Source organism: Streptomyces sp. NPDC056580, from assembly GCF_042793175.1.
Lineage (GTDB): Bacteria > Actinomycetota > Actinomycetes > Streptomycetales > Streptomycetaceae > Streptomyces.
Window position 1 is genome coordinate 39,569 of sequence record NZ_JBHTVE010000022.1, and the last position, 17,376, is coordinate 56,944.

Annotated in this window: 18 protein-coding genes and 1 tRNA gene; 11 read left to right on the forward strand and 8 right to left on the reverse strand. The window is 74.4% G+C overall.

The genetic code is table 11. From position 1 onward, the window contains the following. Positions 1–18: 18 nt before the first annotated feature. Entirely contained in the window at positions 19–930 is a 912-nt protein-coding gene (locus ACFQ9Z_RS35480; protein WP_383029813.1) for a DMT family transporter, read from the reverse strand. A gap of 248 nt (positions 931–1,178) precedes the next feature. Here ACFQ9Z_RS35480 and ACFQ9Z_RS35485 point away from each other — a divergent pair, with 248 nt between their 5' ends. Genes ACFQ9Z_RS35485 through ACFQ9Z_RS35495 form a run of 3 tightly spaced genes read left to right on the forward strand, consistent with a single transcriptional unit; the run spans position 1,179 to position 3,619 of the window. Further along, positions 1,179–2,222, forward strand: coding sequence for a hypothetical protein (locus tag ACFQ9Z_RS35485; protein ID WP_383029815.1), 1,044 nt, complete (start codon positions 1,179–1,181; stop codon positions 2,220–2,222). Between the two features lie 52 nt (positions 2,223–2,274). After that, positions 2,275–3,009 (forward strand): molybdopterin-dependent oxidoreductase, encoded by a 735-nt coding sequence (locus ACFQ9Z_RS35490; protein WP_383029818.1) that lies wholly within the window; start codon positions 2,275–2,277, stop codon positions 3,007–3,009. Beyond that, positions 2,993–3,619, forward strand: a complete 627-nt coding sequence (locus ACFQ9Z_RS35495; RefSeq protein WP_383029821.1) for a cytochrome b/b6 domain-containing protein — start codon at positions 2,993–2,995, stop codon at positions 3,617–3,619. The genes ACFQ9Z_RS35490 and ACFQ9Z_RS35495 overlap by 17 nt, the downstream gene beginning before the upstream one ends. A gap of 98 nt (positions 3,620–3,717) precedes the next feature. On the opposite strand, the gene ACFQ9Z_RS35500 is transcribed toward ACFQ9Z_RS35495, so the two are convergent. Both ACFQ9Z_RS35500 and ACFQ9Z_RS35505 read right to left on the reverse strand, forming a co-directional pair. Continuing rightward, the gene (locus tag ACFQ9Z_RS35500; RefSeq protein WP_383029824.1) at positions 3,718–5,115 is read right to left on the reverse strand and encodes a GntP family permease; all 1,398 of its coding nucleotides are present in this window, start codon (positions 5,113–5,115) and stop codon (positions 3,718–3,720) included. Positions 5,116–5,155: 40 nt separating this feature from the next. Next, on the reverse strand, positions 5,156–5,674 hold the full coding sequence (locus tag ACFQ9Z_RS35505) for a gluconokinase (protein WP_383029826.1): 519 nt from the start codon (positions 5,672–5,674) through the stop codon (positions 5,156–5,158). Positions 5,675–5,814: 140 nt separating this feature from the next. Here ACFQ9Z_RS35505 and ACFQ9Z_RS35510 point away from each other — a divergent pair, with 140 nt between their 5' ends. Then, positions 5,815–6,516, forward strand: coding sequence for a FadR/GntR family transcriptional regulator (locus ACFQ9Z_RS35510; RefSeq protein WP_383029829.1), 702 nt, complete (start codon positions 5,815–5,817; stop codon positions 6,514–6,516). A gap of 32 nt (positions 6,517–6,548) precedes the next feature. On the opposite strand, the gene ACFQ9Z_RS35515 is transcribed toward ACFQ9Z_RS35510, so the two are convergent. Further along, on the reverse strand, positions 6,549–6,923 hold the full coding sequence (locus tag ACFQ9Z_RS35515) for a YchJ family protein (protein WP_383029831.1): 375 nt from the start codon (positions 6,921–6,923) through the stop codon (positions 6,549–6,551). Positions 6,924–7,057: 134 nt separating this feature from the next. On the opposite strand from ACFQ9Z_RS35515, the gene ACFQ9Z_RS35520 reads away from it, so the two are divergent. Genes ACFQ9Z_RS35520 through ACFQ9Z_RS35530 form a run of 3 tightly spaced genes read left to right on the forward strand, consistent with a single transcriptional unit; the run spans position 7,058 to position 9,825 of the window. Continuing rightward, positions 7,058–7,369, forward strand: a complete 312-nt coding sequence (locus ACFQ9Z_RS35520; RefSeq protein ID WP_383029834.1) for a dsRBD fold-containing protein — start codon at positions 7,058–7,060, stop codon at positions 7,367–7,369. Positions 7,370–7,380: 11 nt separating this feature from the next. Beyond that, positions 7,381–8,685, forward strand: a complete 1,305-nt coding sequence (locus ACFQ9Z_RS35525; protein ID WP_383029837.1) for a phosphoribosyltransferase family protein — start codon at positions 7,381–7,383, stop codon at positions 8,683–8,685. Between the two features lie 9 nt (positions 8,686–8,694). Next, positions 8,695–9,825 carry a CapA family protein gene (locus ACFQ9Z_RS35530; RefSeq protein ID WP_383029839.1) on the forward strand — a complete coding sequence of 377 codons (1,131 nt, stop codon included), beginning with the start codon at positions 8,695–8,697 and terminating at the stop codon, positions 9,823–9,825. 59 nt (positions 9,826–9,884) lie between these two features. On the opposite strand, the gene ACFQ9Z_RS35535 is transcribed toward ACFQ9Z_RS35530, so the two are convergent. Then, a tRNA-Leu gene (locus ACFQ9Z_RS35535) sits at positions 9,885–9,972 on the reverse strand. 199 nt (positions 9,973–10,171) lie between these two features. Between ACFQ9Z_RS35535 and ACFQ9Z_RS35540 the strand changes: the two genes are divergently transcribed. From ACFQ9Z_RS35540 to ACFQ9Z_RS35550, 3 genes are all read left to right on the forward strand, one after another. Continuing rightward, positions 10,172–11,497 carry a M20/M25/M40 family metallo-hydrolase gene (locus ACFQ9Z_RS35540; protein WP_383029842.1) on the forward strand — a complete coding sequence of 442 codons (1,326 nt, stop codon included), beginning with the start codon at positions 10,172–10,174 and terminating at the stop codon, positions 11,495–11,497. A gap of 146 nt (positions 11,498–11,643) precedes the next feature. After that, positions 11,644–11,877, forward strand: a complete 234-nt coding sequence (chpH, locus tag ACFQ9Z_RS35545) for a chaplin ChpH (protein ID WP_383029844.1) — start codon at positions 11,644–11,646, stop codon at positions 11,875–11,877. A gap of 143 nt (positions 11,878–12,020) precedes the next feature. Next, positions 12,021–12,776, forward strand: coding sequence for a chaplin (locus tag ACFQ9Z_RS35550; RefSeq protein WP_383029847.1), 756 nt, complete (start codon positions 12,021–12,023; stop codon positions 12,774–12,776). Positions 12,777–12,865: 89 nt separating this feature from the next. On the opposite strand, the gene ACFQ9Z_RS35555 is transcribed toward ACFQ9Z_RS35550, so the two are convergent. Continuing rightward, complete coding sequence (locus ACFQ9Z_RS35555) at positions 12,866–13,054, reverse strand: DUF5703 family protein (protein WP_046732800.1); 189 nt, start codon at positions 13,052–13,054, stop codon at positions 12,866–12,868. A gap of 47 nt (positions 13,055–13,101) precedes the next feature. Here ACFQ9Z_RS35555 and ACFQ9Z_RS35560 point away from each other — a divergent pair, with 47 nt between their 5' ends. Further along, positions 13,102–13,848, forward strand: coding sequence for a hypothetical protein (locus tag ACFQ9Z_RS35560; protein ID WP_383029850.1), 747 nt, complete (start codon positions 13,102–13,104; stop codon positions 13,846–13,848). Positions 13,849–13,924: 76 nt separating this feature from the next. On the opposite strand, the gene ACFQ9Z_RS35565 is transcribed toward ACFQ9Z_RS35560, so the two are convergent. Next, entirely contained in the window at positions 13,925–16,399 is a 2,475-nt protein-coding gene (locus tag ACFQ9Z_RS35565; protein WP_383029852.1) for a helix-hairpin-helix domain-containing protein, read from the reverse strand. After that, complete coding sequence (locus tag ACFQ9Z_RS35570) at positions 16,396–17,376, reverse strand: aldo/keto reductase (RefSeq protein WP_383029855.1); 981 nt, start codon at positions 17,374–17,376, stop codon at positions 16,396–16,398. The genes ACFQ9Z_RS35565 and ACFQ9Z_RS35570 overlap by 4 nt, the downstream gene beginning before the upstream one ends.

The following is a 17,376-nucleotide window of genomic DNA, read 5'->3' on the forward strand; positions in this document are numbered from 1 at the left end:
AGGGCCGAGCGCGCCGCCTCAGCGCGACTGGAGGTCCGGGGCGCGCTCCGCGTCCCCCGCCCTGGACGGCATCGCCGGGTGCAGCCCCAGCAGCACGATGCCCGCGACGATCGCCGCGAGCCCCGCCGCCTCCCCGGCCAGCGCCCCGGCGCCGGCGCGCAGCCGGTCGCCGAGGAAGCCCACCCCGCACAGGATGCCGGCCAGCGGCTGGGCGGCGGTGAGCGCCGGCAGCGACATGCGCAGCTCGGCCGTCTCGAAGGCGCTCTGCACCAGGACCAGCCCGGTGACGCCCAGCGCGAGCACCCCGTACGGCTGCCATCCGGTGAGCAGCCCGGTGAGGCCGCCGGCCGCGAAACGGGTGCCGCAGATCCGGGTCAGCGCGTCCTGCACGCCGTAGAGCAGCCCGGCGGCGGTGGCCAGCAGCACCGGGCCCCAGCTCAGCCGGGACCGCTTGGCCCAGGCGGTGAGCGCCAGGGCCGAGCCGAGCATCGCGCCGATGATGAGCCAGTGCCGCACCGGATCGGTGACGGCGCTGCCGGCGCGCGGCTCGCCGGCCACGATGAACGCGCTCACGCCTCCCGCGAGCAGCCCGAGCCCCGCCCAGCCCTGGCGGCCGAGCGACTTCCCGGTCCGCAGCCGCGACAGGGCGAGCGCGAACAGCAGGTTGGTCGCGAGCAGCGGTTCGACCAGTGAGATCTCGCCCTCGCCGAGGGCGATGGCGCCGAGCGCCATGCCGGCCGCCATCAACGCGATGCCGCCCAGCCAGCGCGGCACCCGCATCAGGTCCAGCAGCAGCCGGAAGGACAGGAAGTCGCTGAGCGGCGCCTGCTGCGCGGCGCTCTGCTGGAGCACGAACCCGAAGCCCACACAGCAGGCGGCGCTCACGGCGAGCAGGAGAACCAGAACGGACACGCGGCGTACCTCGATCATCCGGCCGGACCACGGACGCTAGTGGCCGACTGTAGCGCCCGGGGAACGCCGCGCCATGGCGTTCACCACACCGCCGCGCCCGCACGCCGCCCCGAGCCCGCGGCCACCAGCGGGTCCGTGTCCCAAGTGGGCCTTCCCACCCGGTGGTTGAAGAGGGCAACACTCCGGTTCCGCTTGACGCAAACCTGAGCTGAGGGTTTGCTGTGTGTGATCGGCCGATGGCAGCCCGAGAAACAGGAAGTCCCGCGGTGCCCCCAATCCCGTCCCTGCTCGGCGCCCGCCGCGCCTTCCCGGACCTGCCGGGCGACACCGCCCCGGAGGACTCCGGTGCCACCGGCGCCTTCGACGCCGCCCTGGACGACGCCGAGCTCCTCGCCGCCCGGGCCGCGCTGGCCCACGGCCGGCGACAGGCCATCCGCGCCCTGCTGCTGCGCACCGGCGACGACTGGGACCGCCGGGGACACCGCCTCACCGTGCTCGCCGGCGCACCCCAGGCCGTCGACTGGGCCGACGACTGGCTGCTCGCCGAGCCCGCGTCGCCGGACGCCGCCGCCCTGCACGCCCTGGCACTGGTCAGGCGGGCGTTACGCGGCAAGGAGAGCCCCGACCGGGCCCGCGCCGCCTGCCGTGCCGCGGCCGCCCTCGCCCCCGCCGACCCCACGCCCTGGCTCGGCCTGCTCCAGCTGGCGCGCACCCAGGGCCCGGAGCGCGAAGTGCTGGGCGCCTTCGCGGAGGTGCGCGAACGCCACCCGGAACACCACCACGCCCACCACCTGCTGGTCGCCCGGCTCGCCGAGCGGCCCCAGGACGGCGGGGGTGAGTCCCACCTGGTGCACGACCTCGCGGAGCGGGCGGCCGCCGAGGCCCCCGCCGACTCCCCGCTGGCCGTCCTGCCGGTCGTCGCGTACGCCGAGCGCTACCGCGTCCTGGCCGCCACCGGCCTGGCCCCCTCGGACCCGGCCGCCGGCGGCCACTGGTCGGGCCCGCGGGCCCGCCGCGTCCTGCGCGCGGCCTTCGACTGGTGGCTGGAGTGGGAGCACGACGAGCACCCCCGCCGCCACACCGACCTCAACCACCTCGCCTTCGCCATGTCCTGCGCCGGCCGCCCGGCCGAGGCGGCGGCCCTGTTCCGGCGCATCGGCCGGCACGCCACCCGCGTCCCCTGGGCGTACCCGCACCGCGAGCCGTGGCCGGCCTTCCGCGCGGCCCGCGCCCGCGCGCTGGGCGGCCACCAGCGACAGCGCGGCGGGAGCGCTCCCGCACCCGGACGGGAAGTCCTTACGGAACTCTGACGGTGCCCGCCCCCACTGGCCCGCCCCCGGCCGCAAGTGCTCGAATGAACACGTGAACCCCGAACCGCCCGAGGACCCCGGCGCCCAGGGCCGACCCGTCGGCCGCCGCGTCTTCCTCGGCACCCTCGCGCTGGGCGCGCTGGGCGTCGCCACCGCGCCGGTGCTGCAGCGCGGCCTCGAAGGCTTCCTGGGCGGCGTCTCCGGCAGCGACCCGACGGGCCTGACCGGCCTGCTGCCCAACGGCGGCGGCTTCCGCTACTACTCGGTGGCCGCGTCCGTCCCGCACAAGGGTCCCGCCGACTACCGGCTCACCGTCGACGGCCTGGTCGACCACCCGCACACCTACACCCTCGCCGATCTGCGCGCACTGCCGCAGACCCGGCTGGTCCGGGACGTCCAGTGCGTCACCGGCTGGCGGGTACCGGGCACCCCCTTCCAGGGGGTGGCGCTCTCCCGGCTGCTGGACGCGGCCGGCGTACGGGCCGCCGGCCGGGCGGTCCGATTCACGTGCTTCGACGGCACCTACACCGAGAGCCTCACCCTCGACCAGGCCCGGCGCCCGGACGTCCTGGTCGCCCTGCGCATGCAGGACGAGGACATCGGCCACGACCACGGCGGCCCGGTCCGCCTCTACGTGGCGCCCATGTACTTCTACAAGTCCGCGAAGTGGCTCTCCGGCATCACCGTCACCGACCGCGTCCGGCCCGGCTACTGGGAGCGGCTCGGCTACGACGTCGACGGCTGGGTCGGCCGGTCGAACGGACGGACCGATGAGCCTACGAGCTGACACCCCGGCACCGCCGGACTCCCGCGTCCGCCGCTTCGGACCGGCCCAGCGCTGGGTGCACCGGGCCACGGCCGCCCTGATGGGCGTGTGCGTGATCACCGCCGCCTGCCTCTACGTCCCGCAGCTCGCCGTGCTCGTCGGCCGCCGGGATCTGGTCGTGCGGGTCCACGAGTGCGCCGGACTCGCCCTGCCCGTCCCCGTGCTGCTCGGCCTCGCCTCCCGTGCCTTCCGCGCCGACCTGCGCTTCCTCAACCGATTCGGCCCGCACGACCGCGTCTGGCTGTGGGCCGCGCTGAGCCGGGACAAGCGCCGCTCCTCACGGCCGGCGGGCAAGTTCAACGCCGGCCAAAAGGTCTACGCGGCCTGGATCGCCGGTGCGTCGCTGGTCATGCTCGGCACCGGCCTGCTGATGTGGTTCACCCGGCTCACCCCGCTGGTCTGGCGCACCTCGGCCACCTTCGTGCACGACTGGCTGGCCCTGACGATCGGCGTGGTCCTGGCCGGTCACATCGGCATGGCGCTCGGTGACCCGGAGGCGCGGCGCGGACTGCGGACGGGCACGGTCAGCAGACGGTGGGCCGAGCGGGAACACCCGCTCTGGCGGCCCTGAGACGCCGCTCGCCCCCTCCCCGGCGGCCGGGGAGGGGGCGAGCGGCGTGCGAGGCGGTACGCACCCGCACTAGGCGCGGTGCGAGCGGCGCACCGCGCCTATATGACGAGTGACAGCAGCAGGACCAGTCCGCCCGCGACCACCGAGATGATCGTCTCCATCACGGACCAGGTCTTCACGGTCTGTCCGACGCTCAGCCCGAAGTACTCCTTGACCAGCCAGAAACCGGCGTCGTTGACATGGCTGAAGAAGAGCGAGCCGGCGCCGATGGCGAGGACCAGCAGGGCGGTGTGGGTGGTCGACATGTCGGCCGCGAGCGGCGCGACCAGGCCGGCCGCCGAGACCGTGGCCACCGTCGCCGAGCCGGTGGCCAGCCGGATCGCGACCGCGATCAGCCAGGCCAGCAGCAGCGCCGGGATCGACCAGTCCTTGGAGATGTCCAGCACCATCTGGCCGACGCCGCAGTCGATCAGCGTCTGCTTGAAGCCGCCGCCCGCGCCCACGATGAGCAGGATGCCGGCGATCGGCATCAGGCCCTTCTCGACCGTCTGCTGCAGCCGGCCCTTGCTGAACCCGGCGGGCCGGCCCAGCGTGAAGAAGCCGACGATGACGGCGGCGAGCAGCGCGATCAGCGGGGAACCGACCACGTCGAAGACCCGCTGGGTCATGTTCGCGGTGTCGTCGACCACGATGTCCACCAGCGCCTTGGCCAGCATCAGCACCACCGGCAGCAGCACGGTGGCCAGCGTCGGGCCGAATCCCGGACGGCGCTCCAGCTCCTCGGACGGGCGCTGCGGGATCATCCGCTCGGGAGCCGGGACGTCCACCCAGCGGGCGGCGAAGCGCGAGAACACCGGACCGGCGATGATCACCGTGGGGACGGCGACCAGGATGCCGAGCGCCAGGGTGACGCCCAGGTTGGCCTTGACGGCGTCGATCGCGACCAGCGGGCCGGGGTGCGGCGGGATCAGGCCGTGCATCACGGACAGACCGGCCAGCGCCGGGATGCCGATGCGCATCAGGGAGTAGTTGCCGCGCTTGGCGACCATCAGCACGACCGGGATCAGCAGCACGATGCCGACCTCGAAGAAGAGCGGCAGACCGATCACGGACGCGATCAGCACCATCGCCCACGGCATCGACCGCCCGCCCGCCTTGGCGAGGATCGTGTCGACGAGCTGGTCGGCGCCGCCGGAGTCGGCGAGCAGCTTGCCCAGGATCGCCCCGAGCGCGATCAGGACGCCCACGCCGGCCACGGTGCTGCCGAGCCCGGTGGTGAAACTGAGGATGGCCTTGTCCAGCGGCGCCCCGGCGACCGCGCCGAGCACCAGTGACCCGATGGTCAGCGACAGGAAGGCATGAAGCTTGAACTTGGTGATGAGCAGCACGATGACGGCGATGCCCACCAGGACGGCGATGCCGAGCTGGGCATGGCCGGCGGAGGTGATCGGCGGAGGTGCGTCCGCTGCCAGCATCTCGACGCTGAGTCTGGTCACGGGGGTTCCCTTGCAGGTACGGGGGGACGGGGGTGAGGTGTTACTCGGAGGTGTCGGAAAACGCTTCGAGGGCCCGCACGGCGCGTGCGGTGATCTCCTCGGGGCTGCCGCTGACGTCGACGGCCACTCCGGCCTCGTCCGGCTCCAGCGGCTCGAGCGTGGCGAACTGGGAGTCCAGCAGCGCGGTCGGCATGAAGTGACCCTGCCGGTGGGACATACGGTCCGCGATCAGCTCGCGGTCGCCCGTCAGGTGGAGGAACACCACCCCCGGGGCGACGGCCCTGAGGCGGTCGCGGTACGACCGCTTCAGCGCCGAGCTGCTTGCCACCCCGCCCAGCCCGGCACGCCCGTGCGCCCAGTGCCCGATGGCTTCGAGCCACGGCCACCGGTCGGCGTCCTCGAGCGGAACACCGGCCGACATCTTCTCGATGTTGGCCTGCGGGTGGAAGTCGTCGCCCTCGGCGTACGGGACGCCCAGCCGGGCGGCGAGCAACGGACCGATCGTGGTCTTGCCCGTCCCGGCGACGCCCATGACGACGACGACCTGGGGGGTGCGCATGACTGCCTCGCTGTCTTCCTCGACATCCGACGCCACATCGGCGTCGCCACACTGAAACCTATTAGGTACGACGAATTCAAGAGAGTGTGACGCATAAGTCTGACTTTTTGTGATCGTGATCCAGGCCGTACGCTGACTCCATGAGCACACCGGGCCGGGGGCTGCACGGCCGCGTACTGGACACCCTCGGTCCCGCGATCACCGCGGGTGAGTACCCGCCGGGCAGCGTGCTGCGTACCGACGAGCTGGCACAGCACTTCGAGGTCTCCCGCTCCGTGATGCGCGAGGCCGTGCGCGTGCTTGAGTCCATGCACCTGGTCGAGTCCCGCCGCCGGGTCGGTGTCACCGTCCGCCCCAGATGCGAGTGGAACGTCTACGATCCGCAGGTCATCCGGTGGCGGCTGGCGGGCGCCGACCGCCCGCACCAGCTCCGCTCCCTGACCGTGCTGCGCTCCGCGGTCGAACCCGTGGCCGCGGGCCTCGCCGCCGCCCACGCCACCCCCGAACAGTGCGCCGAACTCACCGAGTGCGCCCTCGGGATGGTGGCCAACTCACGCGGACACCGGCTCCAGCAGTACCTGATCCACGACATCGCCTTCCACCGGGTCGTCCTCACCGCCTCCGGCAACGAGATGTTCGCCCGGCTCGGCGACGTCGTCGCCGAGGTGCTGGCCGGGCGCACCCAGCACGAGGTCATGTTCGAGGACCCCGACCCGGCGGCCGTCACCCTGCACGTCCAGGTCGCCGAGGCGGTCCGCGAACGCGACCGCGCCCGCGCCGAACGGCTCACCAGGGAGATCACCGAGGGCGCCCTGCAGGAACTGGACATCCTGGCGCCCTGAGCCCGCCGGGCACGGCGCCGCCGCGAGCGCGGTCAGCCGAGGAAGTCCCCGTCGACGTACACCCACGCCCCGTCCACCCGCTCGAACCGGCTCCGCTCGTGCAGCGAACCACCCCGGTAGGAGGCGCGGAAGGTCACCGTCCCCGCCCGGTGGAACGCCGAGCCCTCACCGGTCTCCAGGACCTCCAGCCCCGTCCACCTCGTCCGCGGATCGAGGTCCAGCCGCTCGGGCCGGGTCCGCGGATGCCACGTCCGCAACAGGTACGCCGCGTCCCCCCGGACGAACGCGCTGTACCGCGACCGCATCAGCGCCTCGGCGGTCGGAGCGGCGGCCGCACCGGAGTGGAAACGGCCGCAGCAGGCGTCGTAGGGCCGGGGGAGCCCGCAGGGGCAGTCGCGCGAGGTCATGCCCCTCATTCTGCCCGGACCGCCGCGCCGGTCCGCCGCCGGTGCGGCGCACGCCCGGCCGGTGCACAGTGGAAGGGGCGACGCGCGCCGGCGCGCCCCGTTCGGCCTCGCAGCCCAGTGAGGAGAGGCGGACGATGACCCGACCCCTGAGCAGCCGTCCTCCGTCCGTCAAGGAATGGCGGCTGAACCTGTACCTGTCCGAACACGACCCGGACACCACGGCCCGGATCGTCCTGGACACCGGAGACAACGTCCTGGAGAGCCACGCCGAGGCCCGCCGCAACCCGTACGACACGGCGGTGCCCGACATCGGCGACGAACTCGCCGCCGGACGCGCGCTGATCGCCATGGGCCGGATGCTGGTGCGCGCGGCCACGGGCGACATGAAGGAGATGGGCGCGATGGACCGGGAGACCCCAGCGCCGCTCTGGCTGTTCCGCGAATGAGGGAGCCCACCGTGCTCTTCACCGACCGGACCGAGGCGGGACGGCGGCTGGGCGCCCGCCTCGAGTACCTCAGAGGCCAGGACGTCGTGGTGCTGGCCCTGCCCCGGGGCGGGGTCCCGGTCGGCGCGCAGGTCGCCGAGGCCCTCGACGCACCGCTGGACGTCTGCATGGTCCGCAAACTGGGCGTGCCCACCCAGCCCGAGCTGGGCATGGGCGCGATCGGCGAGGACGGCGTCCGCGTCGTCAACCAGGAGGTGCTGCACGCCGGCGGGGTCTCCCCGGCCGAGCTGGACCAGGTCGAGACGCACGAGCGCGCCGTCCTGGCCCAGCGGGCCGCCCGCTACCGCGGCGACCGCCGGCCGGCCGGCGTCGCCGGCCGCACCGTCGTGGTCGTCGACGACGGCGTCGCGACCGGCTCCACCGCGCGGGTCGCCTGCCGGATCGCCCGGGCCCGCGGCGCCGCCCGCATCGTCCTCGCGGTCCCCGTCGCCCCCCAGGACTTCACGCACCGGCTCGCCGGGGACGCCGACGACCTGGTCTGCCTCGCCACCCCGGCGGACTTCTACGCGATCGGCCAGTTCTACGGCGACTTCGCCCAGGTCGCCGACGACGAGGTCACCGCCTGGCTGCGGCAGGCTGCCCACCACCACGAGCGCTTCGCCGGCACCGGGCCCGGGGACCGGGAGGCGGAGATCGCCGCCGGAGCCGTCCGGCTGCGCGGACGGCTCACCCTGCCCACGGGCGCCACGGGCGTCGTCGCCTTCGCCCACGGCAGCGGCAGCGGCCGGCACAGCCCCCGCAACCGGTTCGTCGCCGGCGGACTCAACCGGGCCGGACTCGGCACCCTGCTCTTCGACCTGCTCACCGAGGACGAGGAGGGCGACCGGGCCAACGTCTTCGACATCGGACTGCTGGCCGCCCGGCTCCACGACGTCACCCGGTGGCTGCGCGAGGAACCCGACACCGAAGGACTCGCGGTGGGCTACTTCGGCGCCAGCACCGGCGCGGCCGCCGCCCTTTGGGCCGCCGCCGAACCGTCGGCACGCCCCGCCGCCGTCGTCTCCCGCGGCGGCCGCCCCGACCTCGCCGGGCCCCGGCTGCCCGAGGTGACCGCGCCCACCCTGCTCATCGTGGGCGGCGCCGACCGGGAGGTGCTCCGGCTCAACCGGGCGGCACAGGCCGCGCTGACCTGCGAGAGCCGGCTCGAGGTCGTGCCCGGCGCCACCCATCTCTTCGAGGAGCCCGGCACGCTGGAGAGGGTGACCGAACTGGCCCGCGACTGGTTCACCGACCACATGGCGCCCGCGCGCGTCTAGGCCGCGATCATGCGCGAGGGCACCGTCACCCTGTTCCTCGCCGGAGACGTCATGCTCGGACGGGGCGTCGACCAGATCCTCCCGCACCCCGGCGACCCCGCCCTGCGGGAGGACTACGTGCGCGACGCCCGGGACTACGTGGCCCTCGCCGAGGCCGCCAGCGGCCCGATACCCCACCCGGTCGACCCGGCCTGGCCCTGGGGCGAGGCATTGCCCTGCCTGGACCGGGCCGCGCCCGACGTACGGGTGGTCAACCTGGAGACCGCCGTCACCCAGGACGGAGACTTCGCCCCCGGCAAGGCCGTCCACTACCGGATGAACCCGGCCAACCTGCCCTGCCTCGCCGCGATCCGCCCCGACGTCTGCGTACTCGCCAACAACCACGTGCTCGACTTCGGGCCACCCGGCCTGGCGGAGACGCTGGACAGCCTGGCCGGGGCCGGGCTGCGCACCGCCGGAGCGGGCGCCGACGCGGTCGCCGCCTGGCGGCCCGCCGCAGTGCCCCTTCAGTCCGGCGGACGCCTCCTGGTCTTCTCCTTCGGGATGCCCTCCAGCGGCATACCGCACGACTGGGCCGCCACCGCCGACCGATCCGGAGTCGCCCTGATCCCCGCGCCCACCCCGGCCGGCGCGGCCGCCTTCGCCGACTGCCTGCGGCAGCTCCGGCGGCCCGCCGACCTCGTCCTCGTCTCCGTCCACTGGGGCCCCAACTGGGGCTACGGCGTCCCCGCCGACGAGGTCCGCTTCGCGCACGCCCTGGTCGACGCCGGCGTGGACGTCGTCCACGGCCACTCCTCCCACCACCCGCGCGCCCTCGAGCTGTACCGGGGCCGGCTCGTCCTGTACGGCTGCGGCGACCTCGTCGACGACTACGAGGGCATCAGCGGCTACGAGCACTACCGGGACGACCTGCGCCTGCTCTACCTGGTGACCCTGGAGGCGGGCACCGGCCGGCTGACCCGCCTGCGGATGGTGCCGCTGCGGGCCCGCCGGATGCGCCTGGAACACGCCCCGGCCGAGGACACCGCCTGGTTGCGCGGCGTGCTCGACCGGTGCGGCCGCGACCTCGGCACCCGCGTCGAGCGGAGCGGTGACGGCGCCCTCACCGCACGGCCCCTGCGCGCCGCCGCGCCCCGCTGAGGCCCGCGCGCTTCCTGGGCCGGGACATGCGAAAGGCCCCTGCCGAGCAGGGGCCTCACTGGTGTCCGAGGGGGGACTTGAACCCCCACGCCCGATAAAGGGCACTAGCACCTCAAGCTAGCGCGTCTGCCATTCCGCCACCCGGACAAGGTGTCTGTCGTGCGAGGTTTTCCCCGCGGCGACGAAGGAAACACTACCAGGCTTTCCGGGGTGGCCGATCACACCCCGTCCCGCCGTCCCGCCCGGCGTGAACGGCGCGTGACGGGCCGGGCCCGGTCTTGGGCGCGGGGCGGGGCCGGGGAGAGGATGGACGGGACCACCAGCAGTGACAGTGGGAGGAATCAGCGTGAGTGAGACGGACACGGCCAGGGGCGTCACCGGCGAGGACGAGGTCGTGGACCTCTGCCGCGAGCTGATCCGGTTCGACACCAGCAACTACGGCGACCACTCCGGGCCCGGCGAGCGGGCGGCCGCCGAGTACGTGGCCGAGAAGCTCGCCGAGGTCGGGCTGGAGCCGGAGATCTTCGAGTCGCACCCCGGGCGCGCGTCCACCGTGGCCCGGATCGAGGGCGAGGACCCGTCCCGGCCCGCGCTGCTCATCCACGGCCACCTCGACGTCGTGCCGGCCAACGCCCAGGACTGGACCCACGACCCGTTCTCCGGCGAGGTCGCCGACGGGTGCGTGTGGGGGCGCGGCGCCGTCGACATGAAGGACATGGACGCGATGACCCTCGCGGTCGTGCGCGACCGGCTTCGGAGCGGACGCCGGCCCCCGCGCGACATCGTGGTCGCCTTCCTCGCCGACGAGGAGGCGGGCGGCACGTACGGCGCGCGCCACCTGGTCGACAACCACCGCGGCCTGTTCGAGGGCGTGACGGAGGCGATCAGCGAGGTGGGCGGCTTCTCGTTCACGGTGAACGACCAGCGGCGGCTCTATCTGATCCAGACGGCCGAGAAGGGCATGCACTGGATGAAGCTGACCGTGGCCGGCACCGCCGGGCACGGGTCGATGATCCACCGGGACAACGCCATCACCGAGCTGTCCGAGGCGGTCGCCCGGGTCGGCCGGCACCGGTTCCCGGTCCGGGTCACCAAGACCACCCGGGCCTTCCTGGACGAGCTGGGCGACGCGCTCGGCACCGAGCTGGACCCGGAGGACATGGAGGCCACCCTCGCCAAGCTCGGCGGCATCGCCAAGCTCATCGGCGCCACCCTCAGCAACACCGCCAACCCCACCCAGCTCGGCGCCGGCTACAAGGTCAACGTCATCCCCGGCGAGGCCACCGCGCACATCGACGGACGGTTCCTGCCGGGGTACGAGGAGGAGTTCCTCGGCGACCTCGACCGGCTCCTCGGCCCGAACGTCCGCCGTGAGGACGTGCACGCCGACAAGGCGGTCGAGACCACCTTCGACGGCGCGCTGGTCGAGGCCATGCAGTCCGCGCTGCTCGCCGAGGACCCGACCGCCAAGGCGATCCCCTACATGCTGTCCGGCGGCACCGACGCCAAGTCCTTCGACGACCTCGGCATCCGCGGCTTCGGCTTCGCGCCGCTGAAGCTGCCGCCGGAGCTGGATTTCGCCGGCATGTTCCACGGCGTCGACGAGCGGGTTCCGGTGGACGGCCTGAAGTTCGGGGTACGGGTGCTCGACCGCTTCATCGACGCGTCGTGACGCCCTGGGCCGAGGTATTCGGTCGGCTGTGCGGGATCGACTGAGAAGAGTGAATGCGACGATAAGCTCGTAGCCCCATTAATTCCCCCTCGTTACAGGTGATGTGATTCCGCACCTTGGAATCGCATTGCCTACTAGGAGGAATAATGATCAAGAAGGTCGTCGCTGCCGCGGCCGCCACCGGTGGTCTGGTTCTCGCGGGGGCGGGCCTCGCCGTCGCCGACTCGGGTGCCCAGGGTGCCGCCGTGCACTCGCCGGGTGTCGTTTCCGGCAACGTCATCGAGGTGCCCGTGCACGTTCCCGTGAACGCCTGCGGCAACACGGTCGACGTGATCGGGCTCCTGAACCCCACCTTCGGCAACGCCTGCGTCAACGACTGACGTCGGCTCCCCGAGGGGCGTCTTTTACATGCCGTCGGCCCCGGAACGCGCGTCACGCGCTCCGGGGCCGACCGGTCTTCCTCCGCGCTTCTCCCATGACGCGGAGGGTTCACGGACATTCGAAGGCAGGGGGGAATTCCGCAATGCGACAGAGCACCCGCAAGGGTCTGATGACCATGGCCGCGGCCACCGGTGTGATCGCCGCCGCGAGCGGCTACGCGCACGCCGACGCCGGCGCGGCCGGCTCCGCCACCGGGTCGCCCGGTGTGCTGTCCGGCAACACCGTGCAGGCTCCGGTGCACGTTCCGGTGAACGTCTGCGGCAACACCGTGAACGTCGTCGGGCTCCTGAATCCGGCCGCGGGCAACGCCTGCGCGAACCACGGCGGCAGCGGCTCGGGCGGCCACGGCGGCTCCCACGCGAGCGGCCGCACCGACGGCTCGCCCGGCGTCGGCTCCGGCAACACCGTCCAGGTACCGGTCGACGTACCGGTGAACGTGTGCGGCAACAGCGTGGACGTCGTGGGCGCCGGCAACGCCGCCAAGGGCAACGACTGCGCCAACGGCGGCGGGCACCACGGGCACCACCACCCGCCCGGCACGCCCGGGCACCCGTGCGAGCCGGGCCACCCTGACACGCCCCGCACCCCGGGCCACCCGGGTACGCCCGGAACTCCCGGCCACCCGGGTACGCCGGCCACCCCGCCCGCCGACAGCGGCCGGACGCCGCACGGCTCGTCCCAGGTCAGGGCGCAGGGCGGCGACTCGGCACGGTCCCTGGGCGGCGGTCAGCTCGCCCACACGGGAAGCGAGGTGCCGCTCGGGCTCGCCCTGCCGGCCGGCGCGGGCGCGCTGCTCGCCGGCGCCGTGCTGTACCGCAAGGCCCGGGCCGCCGCCTAGCCGGCCGGCGCGTCGCCGCCCGGCCCCCGGAACCGGAGCGGGCCCCGCCGTCCACGGCGGGGCCCGCTCCGTCGTTCACGGGTCCCACGTCACCACGTGGCCCGCACCTGGCGGATGATCCGTCGGCGCAACCGCACCCTGCGGCTGCCGTCGCGCATCAGGCTCAGTCGGTCCAACTCCCAGTGTCCGTACTCGGCATGGTCCGTCAGCAGACGCGTGGCCTCCTTGCGGGACACCCCGCGAGGCACGTACACGTCGACAAATTCGTATTCCGGCATCGCATCTATTGTGCGGGCTGGTGCCCGGTACGGATAGCGTCTGCACTATGTCTGATGCTGCGCAGCCCACCGCTGCCGAGGTACGCGCCGCCGTCGAGGCGGTCAAGACCGCGCTCGACCGTCACCTGGCTGCGGTAGAACGCAGGACGGGGGAGGACGACCAGGCCGTCTACCAGGCCTTCAACGAGCTGGCCGCGGCCGCCGAGACGTACGACGAACTGCTCTACGACCGCTACGACGAGGTGACCCCCTTCGAGATCCCCGGTGCGGAGGACTCACTGCCGCCCTACTCCGGCCCCGGGGAGCCGAGCGCCGTCAGCGTGCTGATCCGCCGCGACTACTCCGTGGCGGAGCCCCAGCGGCTGCTGGCCCAGGCCCAGCGGGTCGAGGCGGCGGAGTACGAGGGCGGTGAGGGCCTCAACGACAACGCCGCCGCCACCGTCCCCCGGGCGCTCGGCGTCCTCTTCGGCGAGTTCGAACCGGACGAGATCGCCTCCCGGCACAAGGAGTTCGGCCTGGAGGAGGGCGACTCCACGCTCTGGGTCACCGCCGCCGACGAGCCGGCCGACCCCGGTGAGTGGCTGGAGGCCCCGTTCGACCAGGTCGATCCGGAGCGGGTGCTGTGCCGGTTCGACGTCAGCGCGGTGTTCGACGAGGACGAGGACGTGGACGTGGACCACGAGGACGAGGGGATCGACGAGGACGGCCTCGACGAGCTGGACGCGGACGACGAGCTGGACGGCGACGACGAGCTGGACGACGACGATCTGGAGCCGCTGGACGCCGAGCGGTGACCCGCCCGGCGGCGCCGCCGGGCCCACGGCCCGCACGGCACCGCCGGCTTCCGCCGGCGCCGCTGCGCCCGGCGGGTCAGCCCGCCGCCGGGACCTGGGCGCGCAGCAGCGTCTGCAGACGGGTCGTGCGGGGCTTGGCAGGGACCTCCGCCACGGCCCTCGGCAGCGCCTGCTCCACACCGTGCACCACCGACAGATGACGCTCGGCCCGGCCGAAGGCCGTGTACACCCACGGCCTGGTGAGCATCTGCGCGGCGTCCCCGGGCAGCACCGCCACCACGGCCGGCCAGCGGCCCCCGACCGCCTGGTGCGCGGTCAACGCCCAGCCGTGCCGCACCGACTGCTCCACCCGCTCCCGGGGCACGACGACGGTCTCGCCCGCGCACTCCAGACGCAGCCCGCCGGCGTCCGCGCCCACCACACGGCCCGGCACCGTACGGCCCGGGGCGGGGGAGTAGGCGATCCGGTCGCCGGGGTCGAAGCCGCCGAAACGGCCGGGACCGGGGTTTAGGCGCTCCTTCAGAGCGGTGTTCAGGACCCGGGTGCCGGCGGCGCCGCCGTGGCCCGGAGTGATCACCACCGTCTCCTCGGACGGCACCCCGATCGCCCGCGGCACCGAATCGGCGACCAGCTGCACCGTCCGGTGCACGGCCTCGCCCGCGTCGCGCACCGGAACGATGACGACCTCCTTGCCCGGCGCCGCCACCTGGTTCAGCTCGCCGGCCCCGATGCCCGAGACCAGCTCGCCCAGCGGGCCCGGGTCGGGCACGCGGGAGGCGAGCTGCGGGCAGGCGCGGGCGGCCAGCAGATCGGCGAAGACCCGGCCGGGCCCGGCCGACCACAGCACCGCGGGGTCGCCGCTGAGCACCAGCCGGGCCCCGTCGGGCAGCGACTCCACCAGCATCGCGCCGCTCTCCACGTCGAGTTGCGGCGCGTCCAGCACGATCAGGAGATCCAGGTCGAGCGCGCCCTCCGCGTCCCGGCCGGGCCCCTCGGCCCCGGAGAGGACACCGGCGACCGTGCCGACGGCCCGGGCGCCCTCCGGCCCGCCGAGCAGGGCGGCCAGGCGCCGGCGGCCGCCCGGGGTGTGGCAGACGGCGAAGGCACGCAGCCCCGCGGCCCGGGCCGCGCCGAGCAGCGCGGCCGGTTCGGCGCGGGCCGCCTCGCCGCCGGTGTGCAGCACCAGCGCGTGCCCGGCGACCGCGCGGGCCAGCTCGGCCGCTGCGCCGGACGCCGCCCCGGCGGCGACCGTCTCCCAGGGCCCGGCGGCCTCCTTGGGCAGCGAGTTGACCAGCCGGGCCAGGCCGTCGGCGAGGCTCTCCTCGGCGAGCGCGTACCGCTCCAGACCGGCGAGGACCCGGACCGGGCGCTCCTCCTCCTCGCCGTCCTGCTCCTGCGACCCCGGGGCGCCCGGCTCCTCCAGGGCGTCCTGGAAGACCAGCGCCTCCGCCTCGGCGACCGTGCTCTGCACCGCCGCGTCCGGGTCCGGGACGCCGCGCTGCGCCACGGCCGCGGTGAGCGCAGGCAGTTCCAGCGCGGTGTGGCCGGCCAGCGCCGCCTGCTCCAGCAGCCAGACGGTCACCGCGCGGCCCCGCCGCTCGTCGTCCGGACGGCACTCCGCGCCGAGCAGCGCCCGCGCGAACCCGTCGGCCTGCTCCGGGCGCACCCCGCCTACCCGCAGCAACTGCCAGGGGTCCTCGCGCAGCACGGCGTCGGCGCCCTCGCCGAGTCCCGCGGCCACCTGGGCGGCCAGGGCCTCCGGCGCCCCGCCCTCGGCGAGCAGCCGCCGCACGGCCTCGACTGTCCCGGGCGCGGGAGCGTGGGCGGCGGGCGCCGCGGCGGGGACGGGCTGCGGCCGCCGTACCGGCTCGGGAGCCGGCCGGCGCGGAGCCGGCGCGGGCTCGGCGAAGACCGTGGCGGCCGGCTGCGCGCCGCCCTCCACGGCCCGGACCGCGGCGAGCAGATCGGCCGCCTTGCCGCTCAGCTTGGTGCCGCTGGCGATGGGCGCCGTACGCTCGGCCTTGCGCCGCTCGATCCGGTCCCGCTCCACCCGCTGCGCGGCCAGCTCGGCCTCCGCCTCGGACCGCTCGGACGCCCCCGCGCTCCCACCGGGCTCGGTACCCGCGTTCCCGGTGGGATCCGCTCCCGCGTCCTCGGCGGGCTCGGCCTCCGTGCTCCTGTTGGGCTCGGCCAACGCGTCTCCGCCGGGCTCGGCCCCCGCGTCCCCGGCAGGCTGGGCACCCGTGCCCCCGGTGGGATCCGCTCCCGCGTCCTCGGCGGGCTCGGCCTCCGTGCTCCTGTTGGGCCCGGCCCCCGCGTCTCCGCCGGGCTCGGCCCCCGCGTCCCCGGCAGGCTCGGAACCCGCGCCCCCGGTGGGATCCGCCTCCGCGCCCTCGGCGGGCTCGGCCTCCGTGCTCCCGGTGGGCTCCGGGTCTGTCGGGCCGTCGCCGGCCGCCGTGCCCTGGTGCGGGGTTCGCGCCGTGTCCGGGCTCTCCGGGGTGTCCGGGTCCTTCGGCCCGGTGCCCTCCGTGGTCTCCGGCTCCGTGCTCACAGCGTGCTCCAGTCGTGATCGGGATAGCGGTGCACGGGCGCCGACACATCGTCCAGCGCCCGGCAGATCTCGTCAGGAAGACTAAGCGCCTCCACTGACAGTGCCGCCGTGAGCTGTTGAGCGTTGCGCGCGCCGACCACCGGCGCGGCCACCCCGGGCCGGTCCCGGACCCAGGCGAGCGCCACCTGGAGCGGCGTCACCGCGAGCCCGTCCGCGGCCGTCGTGACGGCGTCCACGATGTGGCAGGCGGTGTCGTCGAGGTACGGCTCGACGAACGGCGCGAGGTGCTCGGAGGCGCCGCGCGAGTCCGCCGGGGTGGTGTGCCGGTACTTCCCGGTGAGCACACCGCGGCCCAGCGGGGAGGAGGGCAGCAGCCCGACGCCCAGGTCGAGCGCGGCGGGCAGCACCTCGCGCTCGGCGCCGCGCTGGAGCAGCGAGTACTCGAGCTGTGTGCCGGCCAGCCGGGTCCGGCCCGGCGCCGCGAGCTGCCAGGTGGCCGCCTTGGCGAGCTGCCAGCCGCAGAAGTTGGCGACGCCCACGTACCTGGCCCGGCCGCTGTTCACCGCCAGGTCCAGGGCCTGGAGGGTCTCCTCCAGCGGGGTGCCGGGATCGTAGACGTGGATCTGCCACAGGTCGACGTGGTCGGTGCCGAGGCGGGCCAGGGAGGCGTCGAGGGCGGCGAGCAGATGGCCGCGGGAGCCGTCGACGCGGCGGTCCGGGTCGGCGACGCTGCCCGCCTTGGTGGAGATCACCAGATCCCGGCGCGGCACCAGGCCGTCCATGAGCCGCCCGAGCAGGTACTCCGCCTCACCGTCGGCGTACACGTCCGCGGTGTCGACGAGGGTGCCGCCCGCCTCCCAGAACGTCTTCAGCATGTCCGCGGCGTCGTGCTCGTCGGTGTCCCGGCCCCAGGTGAGGGTGCCGAGCCCGATCCGGGACACGCGCAGGCCGGTACGGCCGAGATGCCTCTGCTCCAT

Coding starts and splice junctions, on each gene's coding strand:
- ACFQ9Z_RS35510 (WP_383029829.1), top strand. CDS start 5,815: ATGAGCACACCGGGCCGGGGGCTGCACGGCCGCGTACTGGACACCCTC.
- ACFQ9Z_RS35480 (WP_383029813.1), bottom strand. CDS start 930: ATGATCGAGGTACGCCGCGTGTCCGTTCTGGTTCTCCTGCTCGCCGTG.
- ACFQ9Z_RS35520 (WP_383029834.1), top strand. CDS start 7,058: ATGACCCGACCCCTGAGCAGCCGTCCTCCGTCCGTCAAGGAATGGCGG.
- ACFQ9Z_RS35550 (WP_383029847.1), top strand. CDS start 12,021: ATGCGACAGAGCACCCGCAAGGGTCTGATGACCATGGCCGCGGCCACC.
- ACFQ9Z_RS35530 (WP_383029839.1), top strand. CDS start 8,695: ATGCGCGAGGGCACCGTCACCCTGTTCCTCGCCGGAGACGTCATGCTC.
- ACFQ9Z_RS35560 (WP_383029850.1), top strand. CDS start 13,102: ATGTCTGATGCTGCGCAGCCCACCGCTGCCGAGGTACGCGCCGCCGTC.
- ACFQ9Z_RS35555 (WP_046732800.1), bottom strand. CDS start 13,054: ATGCCGGAATACGAATTTGTCGACGTGTACGTGCCTCGCGGGGTGTCC.
- ACFQ9Z_RS35570 (WP_383029855.1), bottom strand. CDS start 17,376: ATGGAGCAGAGGCATCTCGGCCGTACCGGCCTGCGCGTGTCCCGGATC.
- ACFQ9Z_RS35495 (WP_383029821.1), top strand. CDS start 2,993: ATGAGCCTACGAGCTGACACCCCGGCACCGCCGGACTCCCGCGTCCGC.
- chpH (WP_383029844.1), top strand. CDS start 11,644: ATGATCAAGAAGGTCGTCGCTGCCGCGGCCGCCACCGGTGGTCTGGTT.
- ACFQ9Z_RS35515 (WP_383029831.1), bottom strand. CDS start 6,923: ATGACCTCGCGCGACTGCCCCTGCGGGCTCCCCCGGCCCTACGACGCC.
- ACFQ9Z_RS35505 (WP_383029826.1), bottom strand. CDS start 5,674: ATGCGCACCCCCCAGGTCGTCGTCGTCATGGGCGTCGCCGGGACGGGC.